The sequence below is a fragment of the Bradyrhizobium sp. CCBAU 11434 genome (genome assembly GCF_028128895.1).
In the GTDB taxonomy this organism is placed as follows: Bacteria; Pseudomonadota; Alphaproteobacteria; order Rhizobiales; family Xanthobacteraceae; genus Bradyrhizobium; species Bradyrhizobium zhengyangense.
Map to the genome: position 1 here is coordinate 1 of NZ_LBJX01000093.1, position 18,998 is coordinate 18,998.

Here is an 18,998-nt window from a genome sequence, read left to right on the forward strand (position 1 = left end):
ACCGCCGCCGCCGCGAATGGCGGTCGCGCCGCCCCCGCCGCCGCGTCCGGCCGCACCGCCGCCACGACCGCCTGCACCGCCGCCAGCGGCGAAAAAGTGTCCGCCCAACCAGCCCAAGTGCTAGCGGACAGGGCGCAAATCCCGAAAAAGGCCTTTCGCGGGCGGTAAAAGCCCCGAAAGGCCCTTATTTCCTTGCTTCTGGCCGAAATGGCGCTATATAGCGCGCCATCTCACACGGAAGCATGGCTCGCAAGGCCGTCCGGTGGCAGCCGGGGCGACATCGCTCCGTTTTGCTCACACGCTTCCGGAGGAACCAACCGGAGAATTAGAACGATGGCACTACCCGATTTCACTATGCGTCAGCTGCTCGAAGCTGGCGTGCACTTTGGTCACCAGTCTCACCGCTGGAATCCGAAAATGGCTCCGTTCATTTTCGGCACCCGTAACAACATCCACATCGTCGACCTCGCCCAGACCGTGCCGTTGCTGCACACGGCCCTTCAGGCCGTCAGTGACACCGTCGCCAAGGGCGGCCGCATCCTGTTCGTCGGCACCAAGCGCCAGGCGCAGGATGGCGTTGCCGATGCGGCCAAGCGCTGCGCGCAGTATTTCGTCAATTCGCGCTGGCTCGGCGGCACGCTGACCAACTGGAAGACGATCTCGGCCTCGATCAAGCGCCTGCGTCACCTCGACGAAGTGCTGGCCAGCGGCGACGCCAGTTCCTACACCAAGAAGGAGCGCCTGACGCTCCAGCGCGAGCGCGACAAGCTCGACCGCTCGCTCGGTGGCATCAAGGACATGGGCGGTCTGCCCGACATGATCTTCGTGATCGACACCAACAAGGAAGACATCGCGATCCAGGAAGCCCAGCGGCTCAACATCCCGGTCGCCGCGATCGTCGATACCAATTCGGATCCGAAGGGCATCACCTATGTGGTGCCCGGCAATGACGACGCCGGTCGCGCGATCTCGCTCTATTGCGACCTGATCGCGCGTGCCGCAATCGACGGCATCGGACGCGCCCAGGGCGATTCCGGCATCGACGTCGGTGCTTCGGTTCGTCCGGTCGCCGAAGAGCTGCCCTCGACGGCTGGCTTCCAGGGCCTTGCCGGTCCGCGCGGCACCGCCGACGACCTCAAGAAGCTCCCGGGCGTGTCGGGCGCGATCGAGAAGAAGTTCAACGACCTCGGCATCTTCCACTTCTGGCAGCTGGCTGAGCTCGACCACGACACCGCACACACGATCGGCGAAGAAGTCGGTCTGCCGAGCCGCGCGGATGCATGGGTGGCCAAGGCCAAGGCGCTGACCGCGGAAGCGGAATAGTCAAAACGGCGATGGGTTGGCCGGACCGGATCCGGCCACCATTTCATTCAGTTGACGCGAATTCCTGAGATGGACCGCGGCGGGGCAATTGGAGCCACGCCGCGGCAAACCGGCAGGCAAGAAGGATTTTCAACGATGGCAACGATCACTGCTGCGATGGTCAAGGATCTGCGCGAGTCCACCGGCGCAGGCATGATGGACTGTAAGGCCGCGCTGACCGAGAACGACGGCAACATGGAAGCTGCGCAGGATTGGCTGCGCAAGAAGGGCCTGTCCAAGGCCGCCAAGAAGTCGGGCCGCGTCGCGGCCGAAGGCCTCATCGGCGCGCTCACCAAGGGCAACAAGGGCGTCGTGGTCGAGGTCAACTCTGAGACCGATTTCGTCGCGCGTAACGGCCAGTTCCAGGGCCTGGTCAAGATGGTCGCCCAGGTCGCTTTCGACGCCGGCGCCGATGTCGAGAAGATCAAGGCCGCCAAGGTCGGCGACCTCACGGTGGAAGCCGCGATCAACGACGCGATCGCGACCATCGGCGAGAACATGACGCTGCGCCGCGCGGCTTCGCTCGAAGTGAGCCAGGGCGTGGTGTCGAGCTACGTCCACGGTGCGGTCGTCGACGGTGCCGGCAAGATGGGCGTGATCGTGGCGCTGGAATCGCCCGGCAAGGCCGACGAGCTCGCAGCGCTCGGCCGCCAGATCGCGATGCATGTCGCCGCCGCCAACCCGCTTGCGCTGGACCCGTCCGGTCTCGATCCGGCCGTCGTCAAGCGCGAGAAGGACGTGCTCGCCGACAAATATCGCCAGCAGGGCAAGCCCGAGAACGTGATCGAGAAGATCGTCGAGTCCGGCCTGAAGACCTACTACAAGGAAGTGTGCCTGCTCGAGCAGGCCTTCATCCACGACACCGGCAAGTCAGTGGCGCAGGCGGTGAAGGAAGCCGAGGGCAAGGTCGGCGGCGCCGTGAAGATCGCGGGCTTCGTGCGCTATGCTCTCGGTGAGGGAATCGAGAAGCAGGAATCGGACTTCGCGGCTGAGGTCGCGGCGGCCAGCGGCAAGAAGTAAGCGCCGGAACGTTCCTTCCGGCGTGCCGCCGGAAGCGGCGCCCGGACGAGGAAAGTGCTCATGACTGATCCGGTCTATCGTCGCGTCGTGATCAAGCTATCCGGCGAATATCTCGCAGGACAGCAGGGGTTTGGCATCGATCAGCCGACCATGGACCGGGTTGCGGATGATCTGATCGCGGCCCGCCAGCTCGGATGCGAGGTGGCGGTCGTGATCGGCGGCGGCAATATTTTCCGCGGCGTCGAGGTCTCCTCGCGCGGCGTCTCCCGCACGACCGGCGACACCATGGGCATGCTTGCCACCATGATGAACTGCCTCGCGCTGGAAGCCACCATCGAGCGCAAGGGCGCGCCGGCGCGGACGCTGTCGGCGTTTGTCATGCCCGAGATTTCCGAGCTGTTCACGCGCACCGCGGCGCACAAATACCTCGCCGAGGGTCGAATCATCGTGCTCGGTGGTGGCACCGGCAATCCGTACTTCACCACGGACACGACGGCCGTGCTGCGCGCCGCAGAAATCGGCGCCGAGGCGGTGCTGAAGGCCACCAATGTCGACGGGGTTTACTCGGCCGACCCGAAGAAGGACCCGTCGGCCAAGCGGTTCGACCGGCTGACGCATTCGCAGGCTATCGAAGGCGGCTACAAGGTGATGGATGCGACCGCCTTCGCACTTGCCCGCGAGACGTCGCTGCCTATCATCGTATTTTCGATCGCGGAGCCCGGTTCGATCGGCGCGATTCTGCGCGGCATCGGCCACGGGACTGTTGTCGCCGGCTGACGGGCTCGTCTTGGTGCCCCGAAGGAGGGGTGCGGTGAGGTCGCCGGACTATTGAAGGAGAAGCGTGATGGCCACGGGTAATTTCGACCTCAACGAAGTGAAGCGCCGCATGCAGGGCGCGGTCGCATCCCTCAAGCACGAACTCGGTGGCCTGCGCACGGGCCGTGCATCGGCCTCGATGCTCGATCCGGTGCAGGTCGACGCCTATGGCAGTCACATGCCCCTCAATCAGCTCGCCACCGTCAGCGTGCCCGAGCCGCGCCTGATCTCGGTGCAGGTCTGGGACAAGTCGATGGTCAAGGCCGTCGAAAAGGCGATCGTCGATTCCAACCTCGGCCTGTCGCCGGCAACCGAAGGCCAGGTGCTGCGCCTGCGCATCCCTGAACTCAACGAGGAGCGCCGCAAGGAGCTCGTCAAGGTCGCGCACAAATATGCCGAGGCCGCCAAGGTCGCCGCGCGTCACGTCCGCCGCGACGGCCTCGATGTCCTCAAGAAGCTCGAGAAGAATCACGAGATGTCGGAGGACGACCAGAAGCGTCACGCCGACGAGGTGCAGAAGGCCACCGACGGCACCATCACCGAGATCGACCAGCTGCTGGCCGCCAAGGAAAAAGAAATCCTCACCGTTTAAGGCCTTTTTCGATGTCCAACGCCGCCGCGCCCGCAACGGACGGACCTGATCGGTCCGATGTGCCTGCGCATGTCGCCATCATCATGGATGGCAACGGGCGTTGGGCGGCCGCGCGCGGTCTGCCGCGGGCCGAGGGCCATCGCCGCGGCGTCGAAGCGCTGCGGCGTGTGGTGCGGGCCTCACACGAGCTCGGCATCCGCTATCTCACCATCTTCTCGTTCTCGTCCGAGAACTGGTCGCGCCCGGCAAGCGAGATCGGCGATCTCTTCGGTCTGCTCCGCCGCTTCATCCGCAACGATCTCGCCAGCCTGCATCGCGACGGCGTCAAGGTGCGCATCATCGGCGAGCGCGCCGGGCTCGAGGGCGACATCTGCGCGCTCCTCAACGAGGCCGAGGAGTTGACGCGCGACAACACGCGCCTCACGCTCGTTGTCGCCTTCAATTACGGCTCGCGGCAGGAGATCGCGAAGGCCGCGCAGAAACTCGCCCGCGAAGTCGCCGACGGCACGCGCGATCCCAAAACGATCGACGCCGACGCACTCGGCGCCCATCTCGATGCGCCCGACATTCCCGATCCAGATCTCATCATCCGCACCAGCGGCGAGCAGCGCCTCTCCAACTTCCTGATGTGGCAGGCCGCCTATAGCGAGCTCATCTTCGTGCCGGTCCATTGGCCGGATTTCGACAAGGCGGCGCTCGAAAGCGCGGTCGCCGAATTCGCCAGGCGCGAGCGCCGTTTCGGCGGCCTGGTCGCGAAATCAGCCTCGTGAGCGAACCCGAGGCCGCACCGGCGGGCACGACGCCGGCCCCGAGCAATCTGGTGATGCGAGTTCTCGCTGCGCTGGTGCTGGCGCCGATCACGCTCGCGCTCGCCTATGCCGGCGGCTGGCTGTGGGCGCTGCTCGTCACCCTGGTGTCGATCGGGCTGTTCACGGAATGGCTGACGGTGGTGGGCGCAGGCTCGACCGCGCTGACCGGGGCAGGGACCATCGTCATTGCCATGATGGGCTTGTGCGTTGCCGCCGGCGCGCTCAAGACAGCCGTCATTGTCGGCTTTATCGGCGGCGCGATCGTGACGCTGATCGCGCGCGGCAAGTTCGTCTGGGCCGCGAGCGGATTTGCCTATGCATCCGCGGCGCTGCTGGCCTCGATCCTGGTGCGGAAGGATCTCGTGCACGGCTTCGCCGCGCTGATGTTCGTGCTGCTCGTGGTATGGGCGACCGATATCGGCGGCTATTTTGCCGGCCGTGGTATCGGCGGGCCGAAGCTTTGGCCGCGCGTCAGCCCGAAGAAGACCTGGGCCGGCGCGTTCGGCGGCTTTGCGGCGAGCCTTGCCGTTGCGGGCGGCTTCGCGGCCTTCGGCATCGGAAAGGCGGTTCCACTGCTCGCCGTCAGTGCCGTCCTGTCGGTGGTCTCGCAGGCAGGCGACCTGTTTGAATCCGCTGTGAAAAGACGCTTCGGCGTCAAGGATTCCAGTCACTTAATTCCCGGCCATGGCGGGCTATTGGACCGTCTGGACGGCTTTGTCGCCGCCATCCTGGTGGCATGGATTATCGGCTTCCTCCGCCATGGTGTGCATAGCGCCGGAAGCGGTCTTATGGTTTGGTGAGGATATGAGCGCAGTCCCATTGCGTAATAACAAGCTTGCTGCGACCGACATCCGCAGCGTCACGGTCCTCGGCGCCACCGGCTCGATCGGCGACAGCACGATGGATCTGCTGCGCGCTTCGCCCGAGCGCTATCGCGTCGAGGCGCTGACGGCGAACAGCAATGTCGAAGCGCTTGCAAAACTCGCGAAGGAATTTTCCGCGCGCTTCGTCGCGATCGCGGACAGCACCAAGCTTGCCGACCTGAAGTCTGCTCTTGCGGGCACGAGCACGGAATGCGGCGCCGGCGAAAGCGCGGTGATCGAAGCAGGCGCGCGCCCGGCCGATTGGGTGATGGCCGCGGTGAGCGGCGCGGCGGGATTGAAGCCGGCGCTGGCTGCGGTCGATCGTGGCGCGCATGTCGCGCTCGCCAACAAGGAATGCCTGGTCTGCGCCGGTGATTTCTTCATGCAGCGCGCGGCGAAAGCCGGCGCATGCATTCTGCCTGCTGATTCCGAGCACAATGCGCTGTTTCAGGCGCTGGCATCGGGCAATCGCGACGAGCTGGTCCGCGTCATCATCACGGCATCGGGCGGCCCGTTCCGGACCTGGAAACCCGCCGACATCGAGAAGGCGACGCTCGAGCAGGCCCTGAAGCATCCGAACTGGAGCATGGGCCAGAAGATCACGATCGACTCCGCCTCGATGATGAACAAGGGCCTCGAGGTGATCGAGGCGTCCTATCTGTTCGCGCTTTCGCCCGACGAGATCGACGTGCTGGTGCATCCGCAGTCGATCATCCACGGCATGGTCGAGTTTTCGGACCGCTCGGTGATGGCCCAGCTCGGCTCGCCCGACATGCGCACGCCGATCGCCCACTGCCTTGGCTGGCCCGACCGGATCAAGGGACCGGCGGCCAAGCTCGATCTGGCCAAGATCGGCCAGTTGACCTTCGAGGCTCCCGACTTCGAGCGGTTCCCCGGGCTTCGCCTGGCTTTCGAGTCGCTCCGGACCGGGAAGGGGGCGACCACCGTCTACAACGCCGCCAACGAGGTCGCGGTCGCGGCCTTCATCGCCGGCAAGATCCGCTTTGGTGCCATCGCCCGCCTGGTCGAGGCGACGCTGGAGGACTGGATCCGGAGCGGGAACCAGGGCCCCATGACGTCAGCGGATGATGCAATAAACGTTGACCATGTTGCGCGAAATAAAGCTGCCGCCCTATTGCCTCAAATTGCCTTAAAGGCATCCTAGACAGTTCGGGGCCAGGGCCTTGCGGCGCTGGATGAGGGAATTCGATGATCGACTTTTTTACCCATAGTTTCAATACGTTGAGCCATGGGCTCCTCGGCTACGTCGTTCCCTTCCTCTTCGTCCTGACCATCGTCGTGTTCTTCCATGAGCTCGGCCATTTCCTGGTCGCGCGCTGGGCGGGCGTTCGGGTGCTAACCTTCTCGCTCGGGTTCGGACCTGAGCTGGTGGGTTTCAACGATCGCCACGGCACGCGCTGGAAGATCTCGGCAATCCCGCTTGGCGGCTACGTCAAGTTCTTCGGGGACGAGAGCGAGGCCTCGACGCCGTCGGCCGCGACGCTGGAGGCGATGACGGCGGAGGAGCGCGCCGGCAGCTTCCACCACAAGAAGGTCGGCCCGCGCGCCGCCATCGTCGCCGCCGGACCTATCGCCAATTTCATTCTCGGCGCCCTGATTTTCGCAGGCATGGCCCTGTATTACGGCAAGCCGAGCACGATCGCCCGCGTGGACGGCGTCGTCGCCGACGGTGCCGCGGCCGCCGCCGGCTTCAAGATCGGCGACGTCGTCGTGCAGATCGACGGCAAGCCGATCGAGAGCTTTGCCGATATGCAACGGATCGTGGCGACGAGCGCAGGTTCAGCCCTGGCTTTCGAGGTGAAGCGGGACGGCGGGCTGGTGTCCCTGACCGCGACCCCGGCGCTGCTCGAGCGCAAGGATCCGTTTGGCAACAGTCACAAGGTCGGCGTGCTCGGTGTCGAACACAAATCGCAGGCCGGTGAGGCCTCGACCTCGCCGGTCGGTGTCGGCGAGGCGCTCAAGATCGGGGTCGAGCAGGTCTGGTTCATCATCACCAGCACCTTCAAGTTCCTGGGCTCGCTGTTCATCGGGCAGGGCAATCCGAACGAGGTCAGCGGCGTCCTCGGCATCGCCAAGATGTCGGGACAGGCGGCCAGCGCCGGGTTCCAGTTCGTGATCAATCTGTGCGCGGTGCTGTCGGTTTCGATCGGCCTGCTGAACCTGTTCCCAATTCCGCTGCTCGATGGCGGTCACCTTCTGTTCTACTCGGCCGAGATCGTCCGCGGCCGTCCGCTGTCCGAGCGGACTCAGGAGATGGGGTTCCGAATCGGGCTCGGTCTGGTGCTGATGCTGATGGTGTTTGCCACCTACAACGACATCCTGCGGATGGCCGCTTCCTGATCGGGGCTTTTTTGTGGCGTTGCTGTTGAGCAACGTCTTGGAATGAAATTGAAATTACCCTGTCAGCTGCCGTTTGCGATGTCGGGGAAATTGGCTACAAGCGGCTAGAACTTGGGGAATCTCCCAGACCGGCTTTGGGGTTGGGTCTGGTAAGTTGATAAGGGCGCGTTGCGCATGAAGTTTGGACTGCGACTCCGGGGGGGCTTGCTCGCAACCCTGATCTTGTTCGGCGCGCCGGTGGTTGCCCCGGTTGGGGCTGTTTTGGTGTCTTCGTCTGCGCTCGCTCAGACCGTGCAGTCGATTTCCGTCGAAGGAAATCGCCGCGTCGAGGTGGAGACGATTCGCTCCTATTTCAAGCCGGGCCCCGGGGGGCGCCTCGATCAGGGCGCCATCGATGATGGCCTCAAGGCGCTGATCGAGACCGGCCTGTTCCAGGACGTGAAGATCAACCGTGGCGCTGGCGGCCAGCTCGTCGTCTCCGTTGTGGAAAACCCGGTGATCGGACGCATCGCGTTCGAGGGCAACAAGAAGATCAAGGACGAGCAGCTCACCGCCGAAGTGCAGTCCAAGGCCCGCGGTACCTTCTCCCGCGCCATGGTGCAGTCGGACACGCTGCGAATCGCCGAAATCTATCGCCGCTCCGGCCGCTATGACGTGACCGTCACGCCCGAGATCATCGAGCAACCGAACAACCGGGTCGATCTCGTCTTCACGATCAACGAAGGCGCCAAGACCGGCGTCAAGTCGATCGAATTCGTCGGCAACAACGCGTTCTCCTCCTACCGCCTGCGCGACGTCATCAAGACGCGCGAAACCAATCTGCTGAGCTTCCTCGGCAGCGGCGACGTGTACGACCCCGATCGCGTCGAGGCCGACCGCGACCTGATTCGCCGCTACTACCTGAAGAACGGCTTCGCCGACGTTCAGGTCGTCGCCGCGCTCACCGAATACGATCCGGAGAAGAAGGGCTTCAACGTCACCTTCAAGATCGAGGAAGGCCAGCAGTACCGCGTCGGCACCGTCGATTTCCGCTCCACCATCCCGAACTTCGACCCAACCACGTTGCGCTCTTTTTCGCGCGTCAATGTCGGTTCGCTCTACAATGTCGAATCGGTCGAGAAGTCGGTCGAGGAGATGCAGATCGAGGCCTCGCGCCGCGGCTACGCCTTCGCGGTGGTGCGTCCGGCCGGCGATCGCAATTTCGATGCGCACACCGTCGCCGTCGTGTTCAACATCGATGAAGGTCCGCGCACCTACATCGAGCGCATCAACATTCGGGGCAACACCCGTACTCGTGACTACGTGATCCGCCGCGAGTTCGACATCTCCGAGGGCGATGCCTACAACCGTGCGCTGGTCGACCGCGCCGAGCGCCGCCTGAAGAACCTCGACTACTTCAAGACCGTGAAGATCACGACCGAGCCGGGCTCGTCCAGCGACCGCGTGGTCCTGGTCGTCGATCTCGAAGAGAAGTCGACCGGCGACTTCTCGGTCTCGGGCGGTTACTCCACGACGGACGGTGCGCTGGCCGAAGTCTCGGTCTCCGAGCGCAACCTGCTCGGCCGCGGCCTGTTCGCCAAGGCGTCGGTCACCTACGGCCAGTATGCCCGCGGCTACTCGCTCTCGTTCGTCGAGCCCTATCTGCTCGACTATCGCGTCGCGCTGGGCCTCGACCTCTATCAGCGCCAGCAGCTGTCCAACAGCTACATCTCCTACGGCACCAAGACGCTCGGCTTCTCGCCGCGTCTCGGCTTCGCCTTGCGCGAGGATCTGTCGCTGCAGCTGCGCTACTCGATCTACCGGCAGGAAATCACGCTGCCGTCCTATCTGGCGAACTGTAACAACGTCCCGACCTCGGGCGCGTTCAACCCGAGCCCGGCCTATGCTGCCCTCAACGGCATTGATCTGAGCTCGACCAACGGCCTCGGTTGCTACAGCGACGGCGAGGCCTCGCTGCCGGTCCGCAAGGAGCTTGCGAACGGCAAGACGCTGACCTCGGCGCTCGGCTACACGCTGACCTACAACACGCTCGACAACAACAAGAACCCGACCGACGGTCTGCTGGTCGACTTCCGGCAGGACTTCGCCGGCGTCGGCGGCGACGTCTCCTATCTGAAGACCGCCCTCGACGCGAAGTACTACCAGTCGCTGGTGTCGGACCTGGTCGGCCTCGTCCATCTCCAGGGCGGTGTCCTGAACAAGATCGGCAGCAAAGATCTGCGCATGCTCGATCACTTCCAGATGGGTCCGAACCTCGTTCGCGGCTTTGCGCCGAACGGCATCGGCCCGCGCGACATCAACCCGTACGACACGCAGGACGCGCTCGGCGGCACCAAGTATTGGGGCGCCTCGCTCGAATTGCAGATGCCGTTCTGGTTCCTGCCGAAGGAAGTCGGTCTGAAGGGCGCGGTCTACGCCGATGCCGGCGGTCTGTACGACTACCAGGGCCCGACGACCTGGACGCTGACGGGCGAAACCACGACGACCAAGAACTCGAATTGTATCGCGTCGACGATCAATCCGAACACCGCCGGAACCTGTACTGGCCTCGTCTACGACGACAGCAAGGTTATCCGGTCGTCGGTTGGTGTCGGCTTGATCTGGGCCTCACCGTTCGGTCCGCTGCGCTTCGACTACGCAGTGCCGCTCACCAAGGGCAAGTACGACCGTACGCAGGAATTCCGGTTCGGCGGCGGCACCTCGTTCTAATTCGATCAGCAGGGCTTGAGCCGGCCGCTTGGGGAATTCCTCCAGGAATTCCTTGGGGCCGGCCGCCAAAAAGATCGTGCTCAATCCGTGAGATAAGGCATGATGCGGCCTGACCGCTTCATGCCGAAGCCGGACCGCGACGGGGTGGAATGGCGCAGCCGACCTTCTTCAAGAAACCGCCTGCTACGGCGCTGGCCGATATCGCCACGCTGACAAAGGCGCAACTGGTCGACCCGAGCAGGGGCGGTCATGTCATCACGGGTCTCGCTTCGCTGGACGAAGCCGGTCCGATGCATCTGGCGTTCTTCGACAACCTCAAATACGCCGATGAGCTCAAGGCGACCAAGGCTGGCGCCTGTCTGGTGAGCCCGCGATTCGAGGCGCAGGTGCCCGCGCATACGGCCGTGCTGCGGGTGGCGCAGCCGTTCCGGGCCTTCGTCAGGATCGCCCGGGAATGGCACGCGGACGCATTGCGCCCAAAGTCCTGGTTCGGCAACGACGGCATCGCGCCATCGGCCATCATCGACCCGTCGGCACGGCTGGAGGACGACGTCATCGTCGAGCCGCTGACCGTCATCGGTCCTGACGTGGAGATCGGCAGTGGCACTGTGATCGGGGCGGGCGTGGTCCTAGGTCCAGGCGTCAAGATCGGCCGGGATTGCAATGTGGGCGCACGTACGGCCATCCAGTGCGCGCTGATCGGCAACAACGTGCTGATCTACCCCGGCTGCTCGATCGGCCAGGACGGCTATGGCTTCATCTTCTTCGGCCCCGAGGGCCATTTGAAAGTGCCCCAGACCGGTCGTGTGCTGATCCAGAACAATGTGGAAGTCGGCGCCGGCACCACCATCGATCGCGGCTCCCTGCGCGACACCGTGATCGGGGAGGGCACGAAAATCGACAATCAGGTCCAGATCGGCCACAATGTGACCATCGGCCGGAATTGCCTCCTGGCGGCCCAGATCGGGCTCGCGGGCAGCTTGACCATCGGCGACAACGTGGCGCTGGGAGCGAAGGTTGGTATCAACAATCACCTCAAGATCGGCGATGGAGCCCAGGTGACCGCCATGAGCGCGGTCAAGGACGACATCCCCCCGGGGGGGCGTTGGGGCGGGCATTTCGCCAAGCCGACCAAACAATGGTTCAAGGAGATCATCGCGGTGGAGCGTCTGGTACGCGACAGCAAGACCGATCCGAAGGATGAGGGACGGGAATGACGGAGGAATCACCGATCAAGTTTGCGCTGGTGGATATCAATGCGATCCTCCAGACCCTGCCGCATCGGTTTCCGATGCTGCTGATCGACCGGGTGATCAACATCCGCGCCGATTACAGCGGCATCGGCATCAAGAACGTCACCTTCAACGAGCCGGCCTTCCAGGGGCATTTCCCGGAGCGTCCGGTCTATCCTGGTGTCATGATGATCGAGGCGATGGCGCAGACCGCAGGCGTGATCGGCATCAAGTCGGTCGAGGGCACCGAGAAGCCGCGCGCGGTGTATTTCCTCACCATCGACAAGTGCAAGTTTCGCAAGCCCGTGCTTCCAGGCGACACCATCGAGTATCACATGCGTTCGCTCGGCCGCCGCAAGGCGATGTGGTGGTTTCACGGTGACGCCAAGGTCAACGGCCAGGTCGTCGCCGAGGCCGACGTCGGAGCCATGTTGACCGATTGAGAACGGCGGGTCGCCCGTTCAAGTGTTGGATGAAGTGATTGATGCGAGCAGCGCGGCCTGTTCAGCCGGCGTCTGAAACATGCCGAGATCATACGTCACTGGACAGATCGGGCGCAGTCGCGCTAACCAGCGGAAAGCCGAGCAAGTTCAACACATAGTCAGACCTTGTTGATAAGTAAGATCGCTTGATGAGTAAGATCGACCCCACCGCGCGGGTGGAAGACGGCGCCGTGATCGGCGAGGGCACCGAGATCGGGCCCTTTTGCATCATCGGCCGCAACGCCCGGATCGGGACCAATTGCAAGCTGATCGGACAGGTCACCGTCATCGGCCACACCTCGATCGGCGACGGCTGCGTGATCTCGCCGTTCGCGGTGCTTGGCGGCGCGCCGCAGGACCTCAGCTACAAGGGCGAGCCGACCACGCTCGACATCGGTTCTGGCAACACCATCCGCGAAGGTGCGACGATGAACGTCGGCACCGTCAAGGGCGGCGGCAAGACGCGCGTCGGCAATGACGGCTACTTCATGAACAACAGCCATGTCGGCCATGACTGCGTGGTCGGCAACAACGCGATCTTCGCGACCTCAGCGACGCTCGGCGGCCATTGCGAGATCGGCGACGCCGTCTATATCGGCGGCCTGTCCGCGGTGCATCAGTTCACCCGTATCGGCAACTACGTGATGGTCGGCGGCCTCTCGGGCGTGCGCGACGATATCATCCCGTATGGGCTCGCCAACGGCCAATATGCGGTGCTGGAGAGCCTTAACCTGATCGGCATGAAGCGGCGCAAGTTCACCAAGCAGCGGCTTGTGACGGTGCGCGCGTTCTACCAGAAGCTCTTCCACGGCCCCGGCACGTTTGCCGAGCGGCTGGAGTCGGTGCTGCCGCTTGCAAGCGAAGATCCCGCGATCGCCGAGATCCTCGGCTTCATCGGCAAGGGCAAGCGCCCACTCTGTCTTCCGACCATCGAGAAGTGATTTTGGGATGGCCGCGGGCATGACATCGGCGGCTTCAGAGGTTTCATCGCCAGTCGGCGTGGTCGCAGGCGGAGGCGCCATGCCGTTCGCGGTCGCCGACTCGCTCGCTGCGCGCGGCATCACGCCGGTGCTGTTTCCTCTCCGGGGGGCCTGCGACCCGGTGCAGGTGGAGAAATTCCGCCATCGCTGGATCTCAGTCGGACAGCTTGGCCGCGCCATGCGGCTGTTCCGCGAGGAGGGGTGCCGCGACCTGATCTTCATCGGCACCTTGGTGCGGCCCTCGCTCACGGAGATCCGCTTCGACATCAAGACGCTGCGACTGCTCGGTAACGTCATCCGCGCCTTCCGTGGCGGCGACGATCATCTGCTGTCCGGCGTCGGGCGGATCCTGGAGCAGGACGGCTTTCGCATGGTCGGCATCAAGGACGTCGCGCCCGACCTCCTGATGCCAGAGGGCTGCATCAGCCGCGCCTGGCCGGCGGATAATGCCAAGAGCGACATAGAGCGCGGTCGCGCAGTGCTCACAGCGCTCGGGCCGTTCGATATCGGGCAGGCCGCGGTCGTGATCGACGGCCATGTCGTGGCGGTCGAGGACATCGAGGGCACCGATGCGCTGCTGGCGCGCGTGGCGCGCCTGCGCGAAGAGGGCCGCATCCGCGCGGCCACGGGGCGTGGCGTGCTGGTGAAGGCGCCGAAGAGCAACCAGGATCTGCGCTTCGACCTGCCGACGATCGGCCCGCGCACGATCGAGGGTGTCGCCAAGGCCGGCCTTGCCGGTGTCGCTGTGATCGCCGGCAACACCATCGCTGCCGAGCCGCAGGCGATGATCGCGCTTGCCGACGCCAAATATCTCTTCGTTGTTGGTCTGCCGGCGTGATGCAGGTTCGCGATCCCAAGCGGAAGATTTTTCTGATCGCGACGGAGGAGTCCGGCGACCGGCTCGGCTCGGCCCTGATGAAGGTGCTGCGCCAGCGGCTTGGCGATGGCGTGGAGTTCGAGGGCGTCGGCGGCCTCACCATGGCGCGTGAAGGGCTCGAGACGCTATTTCCCATCGAGGAACTGTCGATCGTCGGCCTTGCCGCCGTGGTGCAGCAGCTGCCAAAAATCCTGCGGCTGATCCGCGAGACCGCGGACGCCGTGACCGAGGCTGCGCCCGACGCGCTCGTCATCATCGACAGTCCTGATTTTACCCATCGGGTTGCCCGCCGTGTGCGCGCGAAGAATCCCTCAATCCCCGTGATCGACTATGTCTCGCCCTCGGTCTGGGCTTGGCGGCCGGGGCGGGCGCGCGCCATGCTCGGCTATGTCGATCATGTGCTCGGCCTGCTGCCGTTCGAGCCGGAGGAATATCGCAAGCTCGGTGGGCCGCCCTGCAGCTATGTCGGCCACCCCCTGACCGAGCAATTGGGCTCGCTGCGGCCGAACATGGAGGAGCAGAAGCGCCGCGCCGGCGAGCCGCCGGTGCTGCTGGTTCTGCCCGGCAGCCGCCGCAGCGAGATCCGGCATCATCTCGACGTGTTCGGCGCGGCCATCGGCCAATTGCAGTCCAGCGGCGTCGCATTCGAATTGATGCTGCCGACCATGCCGCATCTCGAAGCCACCATTCGCGCGGGCGTCGCGAATTGGCCCGTCAAGCCGCGGATCGCGGTCGGCGAAACCGAAAAGCGCGCCGCGTTCCGGATCGCGCGCGCGGCGTTGGCAAAATCCGGCACGGTGACGCTGGAGCTGGCACTGTCAGGCATCCCGATGGTGACGGCTTATCGCGTCGGTGCGATGGAAGCTTTCATCCTGCGCCGCGCGATCCAGGTATCTTCGGTGATCCTTGCCAATCTCGTGATCGGCAAGGATGTGATCCCCGAATTTCTGCAGGAAGACTGCACGCCTTCGAGGCTCGCCGGCGCACTGTCCGAAGTGCTGACCGACTCCCCGATGCGTCGGCAGCAGGTCGAAGCCTTTGCGCAGCTCGATACCATCATGTCGACCGGCGACAAATCGCCGAGTGTGCTCGCCGCCGATATCGTTCTCGCGACGATGCGGAAGGGGCGGTAGACAGCGGTCTTGTAGGGTGGGCAAAGCGAAAGCGTGGCCACGCACTGTTTGTGACCGAGAGAGATGGTGGGCACGGCGCAAGGGCGCCTTTGCCCACCCTACCAAACTACGGATACTTCCCGTGCCGTTAGGCTAAGCCACCATCGACCCGAAAACACTGGCAGCTGATGCGTTGGCTCGCATTTGAGGCGAGGAACAGCGCCATGTCAGCGATATCGTCGGGCGTCACCGCATCAGGGATGGCCTGGCGCGTGCGCATCTCGGTGATCTGCCGCTCGTCCGGATACCATAGCTTGCGCTGCCGCTCGGTGATGACCATCCCCGGTGCGATGGCGTTGACGCGGATACGGTCCGGACCGAACTTGCGGCCAAGCGAATTGGTGAAGCCGACGATCGCCGCCTTGGCTCCGGCGTAGACCGGCAGCCCTGGTGCGCCGCGCATCCAGGCGATCGAGGACATGTTGATGATCGAACCGCCGCCGCGCGCCTGCATCTGCGGCACCACGGCTTGCGCGGCAAAGAAGACGTGCTTGAAATTGACACCGATCATCCAGTCGAAGTCCGTCGGCGTCACGTCTGAGAGCACCTGGCGCTGGTCATTGGCGGCGTTGTTGACGAGAACCGCAGCATCGCCAAGCGATGCGTGGACCTTCGCCAGCGCGGCGCGCAGCGCGTCGATATCAAGGAGGTCGCAGGGCACGAACAGCGGCGCTGTGCCTGACTTCTTGGCCACCTCCTGCGCCAGCGCTTCGCCGGCCTGCGTGTCGATGTCGAGGAAAGCGACGCGGGAGCCCTGGGCAGCGAATGCGTGCACGAAAGCGGCGCCGATGCCGCTGGCGCCGCCGGTAATCACCACCACGCGATTGGCGAGGCCGGCATAGGTCGTCTGGGTCATGCGATCAGTCGCTCCGTCTCAGGGTCGAACAGGCAAATGCGCCTGATATCAAGGGCAAAGGAAGCGGTGGTACCCGGCGTCGGGCGGATGTCCGGCGAGATGCGCGCCTGGGCGGGCTCTCCGCCCAGCCGCAGCAGGACGATGGTCTCGGCGCCCGTGGGCTCGACGAGCTCGACCGGTGCGGTGACGATGACGGGCGGCCCCACGGCTCCGGAGAACACGCGGTCGCCCTCAGCGATGCATTCGGGCCTGATTCCGAGCACCACGTCGCGGCCGACATAGGAGGCCGCCGCGTCATAGCCCTGCAGGCGGAGACGGACCTCGTCCGGCCGGCCTGAACCGATCACCACGACAGGTCCGTTGCTATCTGCCTCGAGCCGGGCCGGCATCGTGTTCATCGGCGGCGAGCCCATGAAGCGGGCGACGAAGAGATTGGCGGGATAGCGGTAGACGGTGTCGGGGTCGGCGAATTGCTGCACCACGCCGCGATGCATCACGGCAATGCGGGTCGCCATTGTCATCGCCTCGATCTGGTCGTGGGTGACATAGACGATGGTGGCGCCGATGCGCTGGTGCAGCCGCTTGATCTCCATGCGCATCTCGACGCGCAGCTTGGCATCGAGATTGGAGAGCGGCTCGTCGAACAGGAAGAGCAGGGGATCGCGTACCAGCGCGCGTCCCATCGCCACGCGCTGGCGCTGGCCGCCTGACAATTGCGACGGCTTGCGACCGAGCAGCGGCTCGATCTGGAGCAGTCGGGCGACGTTCGCCAGCGCCTTCTCCTGCTCGGCTTTGGCGACGCCGCGGCATTCCATGCCGAAGGTGATGTTCTGACGCACCGTCATCGAGGGATAGAGCGCATAGGATTGGAACACCATGGCGATGTCGCGGTCCTTTGGCGGGACGTCATTGACGATCCGCCCTCCGATCTCGATGGTGCCGTCGCTGGCGCGATCGAGCCCGGCGACGATGTTGAGCAGCGTGGACTTGCCGCAGCCGGACGGCCCAACCAGCACGGTGAATTCGCCGCTCTCGATGTCGAGGTCGATGCCCTTGAGCACCTCGAGATTGGCGTAGCGCTTGGACAGGGCGCGAATGCTCAGTGCTGCCATGACATATCCATCATTTCACGGCCCCGGCAGTGAGGCCGCGTACAAAATACCTGCCGCCGAAGAGATAGATCAGCAGAGTGGGCAGGGCGGCGATGATCACCGCGGCGCTCTGCACACCTTGCTTGGGGATATCTGCGACAGGGGTAGACAGTGCGATGAGCGCGGCCGTCACGGGCTGCTGCTGGCCGGTCGTGAAGGTCACGCCGTAGAGGAATTCGTTCCAGATATGGGTGAACTGCCAGATCACGGTGACGATCAGGATGGGTGCCGAGAGCGGCAGGATGATACGCCAGAAGATGCGAAAGAAGCCGGCGCCATCGATGCGTGCGGCTCGGATCAGCTCGTGCGGAATGGCGACATAATAGTTTCGGCAGAACAGCACCGTGAAGGAGAGCCCCTGGATCGTGTGGATCAGCACGAGACCCGACAGCGTGTTGATGAGCCCGATGTCCCGCAACACGATGGTCCAGGGCAAGAGGCGCATCTGCTGGGGCAGGAAGAGGCCGAGGGTGACGATGCCGTAGATCCAGTTATCACCGCGAAAACGCCAGAGCGATACGGCGTAACCGGCGACAGCGCCGAGCAGGGTCGAGAAGATCGTCGCCGGGATCGTGATGAGTGCTGAGTTCAACATGTACGGCCGGATGCCGGCGCAGGTCTCGGCGACGCAGAAGCCGCTCCACGCCATGGCGTAATTGCCAAAGGCCCAGTTTTGCGGCCAGCCGATCATCGAGCTCTGCGCGATCTCCTCATTGGTCCGCAGCGAGTTCAGGACGACGACGACCAACGGCGCAAGGTAGCCGGCCGCGAACAAGGTCACGATCAGATAGATCAGAGCGCGGCTTGGGGTGAAGCTTCGGTCACGCATGTGCCGCCCGCCGTTGCCGGACATAGCGCCACGCCGCATAGGGCAGCAGCACTGCAAGAAGGATGAGCAACATCAGCACTGCCGCCGCCGCGCCCCGCCCGAGCTGGCTGCGCTGGAACATCAAATCGTAAACGACAAGGGCCGGCAGCTGGGTCGCGATTCCCGGCCCGCCATTGGTGAGTGCGCGGACGAGGTCGAATGCCGAGATCGCAAACTGCAACTGGACGACGATGACCGTGACGGTGATCGGCCAAAGCGTCGGCAGAATGACGCGCCAATAGGTTCGAACAGGCCCGGCACCGTCGATCTGTGCCGCCTTGATGATATCGGAATCGACGGAGCGGAGGCCGGCCAGGAAGAGGGCCATGGCAAAGCCGGACGACTGCCAGATCGCGGCGATGACAATGGTCCAGATCGCCATGTCGCGGTTGACCAGCCAGTCGAAGTGGAAGGAGGTCCAGCCGAGATCATGGGCAAGCTTCTCGATGCCGATGCCGGGATTGAGCAGCCAGCTCCACACCGTGCCGGTCACGACGAAGGACACGGCGAGGGGATACAAGAAGATGGTCCGCAGCACGTTCTCGCCGCGAATGCGCTGATCGAGCAGGATCGCAAGCAGGAGACCGGTCGTCAAACTGAGCAGCACGAAAGCGATGCCGAACAGCAGCAGATTGTCGAAGGCGATCTGCCAATTTCGCGACGCCAGGACCGAATTGTAGTTGCGCAAACCGACCCAGCCCGTCACGGGAATAAGGGTGGAGGGCGTGAACGAAATCCAGATGGTCCAGATCGAAAACGAGATGAGGTGCGCTGCTGATAACAGCAGCGGCACCCAGATCATCAGAAATTCGGGCAGCCGGCGCACCATCTCGGAGGTCGCCGACCGG

At 64.2% G+C, this 18,998-nt stretch carries 18 protein-coding genes; 14 read left to right on the plus strand and 4 right to left on the minus strand.

Annotated elements, in window-relative coordinates:
* Positions 1-333: 333 nt before the first annotated feature.
* The 14 genes from XI06_RS23850 to lpxB all read left to right on the plus strand — a co-directional run bounded on the left by XI06_RS23850 (position 334) and on the right by lpxB (position 15,236).
* Positions 334-1,323: a 30S ribosomal protein S2 gene (locus XI06_RS23850; RefSeq protein WP_237861987.1), complete on the plus strand. Its 990-nt coding sequence runs from the start codon at positions 334-336 to the stop codon at positions 1,321-1,323.
* 135 nt (positions 1,324-1,458) lie between these two features.
* The gene (gene tsf / locus XI06_RS23855; protein WP_271606647.1) at positions 1,459-2,382 is read left to right on the plus strand and encodes a translation elongation factor Ts; all 924 of its coding nucleotides are present in this window, start codon (positions 1,459-1,461) and stop codon (positions 2,380-2,382) included.
* Between the two features lie 60 nt (positions 2,383-2,442).
* Positions 2,443-3,159 carry a UMP kinase gene (gene pyrH, locus XI06_RS23860; RefSeq protein WP_237861991.1) on the plus strand — a complete coding sequence of 239 codons (717 nt, stop codon included), beginning with the start codon at positions 2,443-2,445 and terminating at the stop codon, positions 3,157-3,159.
* A 67-nt stretch (positions 3,160-3,226) separates the two neighbouring features.
* Positions 3,227-3,790, plus strand: coding sequence for a ribosome recycling factor (frr, locus tag XI06_RS23865; RefSeq protein ID WP_128951567.1), 564 nt, complete (start codon positions 3,227-3,229; stop codon positions 3,788-3,790).
* Between the two features lie 11 nt (positions 3,791-3,801).
* The gene (locus XI06_RS23870; protein WP_271606648.1) at positions 3,802-4,560 is read left to right on the plus strand and encodes an isoprenyl transferase; all 759 of its coding nucleotides are present in this window, start codon (positions 3,802-3,804) and stop codon (positions 4,558-4,560) included.
* Entirely contained in the window at positions 4,557-5,399 is an 843-nt protein-coding gene (locus XI06_RS23875) for a phosphatidate cytidylyltransferase (RefSeq protein ID WP_271606649.1), read from the plus strand. The genes XI06_RS23870 and XI06_RS23875 overlap by 4 nt, the downstream gene beginning before the upstream one ends.
* A 4-nt stretch (positions 5,400-5,403) precedes the next feature.
* On the plus strand, positions 5,404-6,627 hold the full coding sequence (gene dxr / locus XI06_RS23880) for a 1-deoxy-D-xylulose-5-phosphate reductoisomerase (protein WP_237861997.1): 1,224 nt from the start codon (positions 5,404-5,406) through the stop codon (positions 6,625-6,627).
* Between the two features lie 44 nt (positions 6,628-6,671).
* Positions 6,672-7,823 (plus strand): RIP metalloprotease RseP, encoded by a 1,152-nt coding sequence (gene rseP / locus XI06_RS23885; RefSeq protein ID WP_271606650.1) that lies wholly within the window; start codon positions 6,672-6,674, stop codon positions 7,821-7,823.
* 174 nt (positions 7,824-7,997) lie between these two features.
* Positions 7,998-10,532, plus strand: a complete 2,535-nt coding sequence (gene bamA / locus XI06_RS23890; protein WP_271606651.1) for an outer membrane protein assembly factor BamA — start codon at positions 7,998-8,000, stop codon at positions 10,530-10,532.
* Positions 10,533-10,681: 149 nt separating this feature from the next.
* Positions 10,682-11,749: a UDP-3-O-(3-hydroxymyristoyl)glucosamine N-acyltransferase gene (lpxD, locus tag XI06_RS23895; RefSeq protein WP_271606652.1), complete on the plus strand. Its 1,068-nt coding sequence runs from the start codon at positions 10,682-10,684 to the stop codon at positions 11,747-11,749.
* Positions 11,746-12,207, plus strand: a complete 462-nt coding sequence (fabZ, locus tag XI06_RS23900; RefSeq protein ID WP_057756061.1) for a 3-hydroxyacyl-ACP dehydratase FabZ — start codon at positions 11,746-11,748, stop codon at positions 12,205-12,207. Before lpxD ends, fabZ begins: the two co-directional genes overlap by 4 nt.
* 188 nt (positions 12,208-12,395) lie before the next feature.
* A complete protein-coding gene (gene lpxA, locus XI06_RS23905) occupies positions 12,396-13,187 on the plus strand; it encodes an acyl-ACP--UDP-N-acetylglucosamine O-acyltransferase (RefSeq protein WP_237862007.1) in 792 nt (263 codons plus the stop codon).
* A gap of 19 nt (positions 13,188-13,206) precedes the next feature.
* A complete protein-coding gene (locus XI06_RS23910; protein ID WP_271606653.1) occupies positions 13,207-14,064 on the plus strand; it encodes an LpxI family protein in 858 nt (285 codons plus the stop codon).
* Positions 14,061-15,236 (plus strand): lipid-A-disaccharide synthase, encoded by a 1,176-nt coding sequence (lpxB, locus tag XI06_RS23915; RefSeq protein WP_271606654.1) that lies wholly within the window; start codon positions 14,061-14,063, stop codon positions 15,234-15,236. The genes XI06_RS23910 and lpxB overlap by 4 nt, the downstream gene beginning before the upstream one ends.
* 127 nt (positions 15,237-15,363) lie before the next feature.
* Here lpxB and XI06_RS23920 read toward each other — a convergent pair whose 3' ends face one another.
* From XI06_RS23920 to XI06_RS23935, 4 genes are read right to left on the minus strand one after another with little or no spacing between them, the layout of a single operon-like run.
* Positions 15,364-16,131, minus strand: a complete 768-nt coding sequence (locus XI06_RS23920; protein ID WP_271606655.1) for an SDR family NAD(P)-dependent oxidoreductase — start codon at positions 16,129-16,131, stop codon at positions 15,364-15,366.
* Positions 16,128-17,243: an ABC transporter ATP-binding protein gene (locus tag XI06_RS23925; protein WP_271606656.1), complete on the minus strand. Its 1,116-nt coding sequence runs from the start codon at positions 17,241-17,243 to the stop codon at positions 16,128-16,130. Before XI06_RS23925 ends, XI06_RS23920 begins: the two co-directional genes overlap by 4 nt.
* Before the next feature lie 10 nt (positions 17,244-17,253).
* Positions 17,254-18,111: a carbohydrate ABC transporter permease gene (locus XI06_RS23930; protein WP_271606657.1), complete on the minus strand. Its 858-nt coding sequence runs from the start codon at positions 18,109-18,111 to the stop codon at positions 17,254-17,256.
* Positions 18,104-18,979, minus strand: a complete 876-nt coding sequence (locus XI06_RS23935; RefSeq protein ID WP_271606679.1) for a carbohydrate ABC transporter permease — start codon at positions 18,977-18,979, stop codon at positions 18,104-18,106. The genes XI06_RS23930 and XI06_RS23935 overlap by 8 nt, the downstream gene beginning before the upstream one ends.
* Between the last annotated feature and the right edge of the window lie 19 nt (positions 18,980-18,998).

Coding starts and splice junctions, on each gene's coding strand:
- frr (WP_128951567.1), top strand. CDS start 3,227: ATGGCCACGGGTAATTTCGACCTCAACGAAGTGAAGCGCCGCATGCAG.
- lpxA (WP_237862007.1), top strand. CDS start 12,396: ATGAGTAAGATCGACCCCACCGCGCGGGTGGAAGACGGCGCCGTGATC.
- pyrH (WP_237861991.1), top strand. CDS start 2,443: ATGACTGATCCGGTCTATCGTCGCGTCGTGATCAAGCTATCCGGCGAA.
- XI06_RS23920 (WP_271606655.1), bottom strand. CDS start 16,131: ATGACCCAGACGACCTATGCCGGCCTCGCCAATCGCGTGGTGGTGATT.
- XI06_RS23850 (WP_237861987.1), top strand. CDS start 334: ATGGCACTACCCGATTTCACTATGCGTCAGCTGCTCGAAGCTGGCGTG.
- fabZ (WP_057756061.1), top strand. CDS start 11,746: ATGACGGAGGAATCACCGATCAAGTTTGCGCTGGTGGATATCAATGCG.
- XI06_RS23930 (WP_271606657.1), bottom strand. CDS start 18,111: ATGCGTGACCGAAGCTTCACCCCAAGCCGCGCTCTGATCTATCTGATC.
- XI06_RS23870 (WP_271606648.1), top strand. CDS start 3,802: ATGTCCAACGCCGCCGCGCCCGCAACGGACGGACCTGATCGGTCCGAT.
- lpxD (WP_271606652.1), top strand. CDS start 10,682: ATGGCGCAGCCGACCTTCTTCAAGAAACCGCCTGCTACGGCGCTGGCC.
- bamA (WP_271606651.1), top strand. CDS start 7,998: ATGAAGTTTGGACTGCGACTCCGGGGGGGCTTGCTCGCAACCCTGATC.
- XI06_RS23910 (WP_271606653.1), top strand. CDS start 13,207: ATGACATCGGCGGCTTCAGAGGTTTCATCGCCAGTCGGCGTGGTCGCA.
- rseP (WP_271606650.1), top strand. CDS start 6,672: ATGATCGACTTTTTTACCCATAGTTTCAATACGTTGAGCCATGGGCTC.
- XI06_RS23935 (WP_271606679.1), bottom strand. CDS start 18,979: ATGGTGCGCCGGCTGCCCGAATTTCTGATGATCTGGGTGCCGCTGCTG.
- XI06_RS23925 (WP_271606656.1), bottom strand. CDS start 17,243: ATGGCAGCACTGAGCATTCGCGCCCTGTCCAAGCGCTACGCCAATCTC.
- dxr (WP_237861997.1), top strand. CDS start 5,404: ATGAGCGCAGTCCCATTGCGTAATAACAAGCTTGCTGCGACCGACATC.
- tsf (WP_271606647.1), top strand. CDS start 1,459: ATGGCAACGATCACTGCTGCGATGGTCAAGGATCTGCGCGAGTCCACC.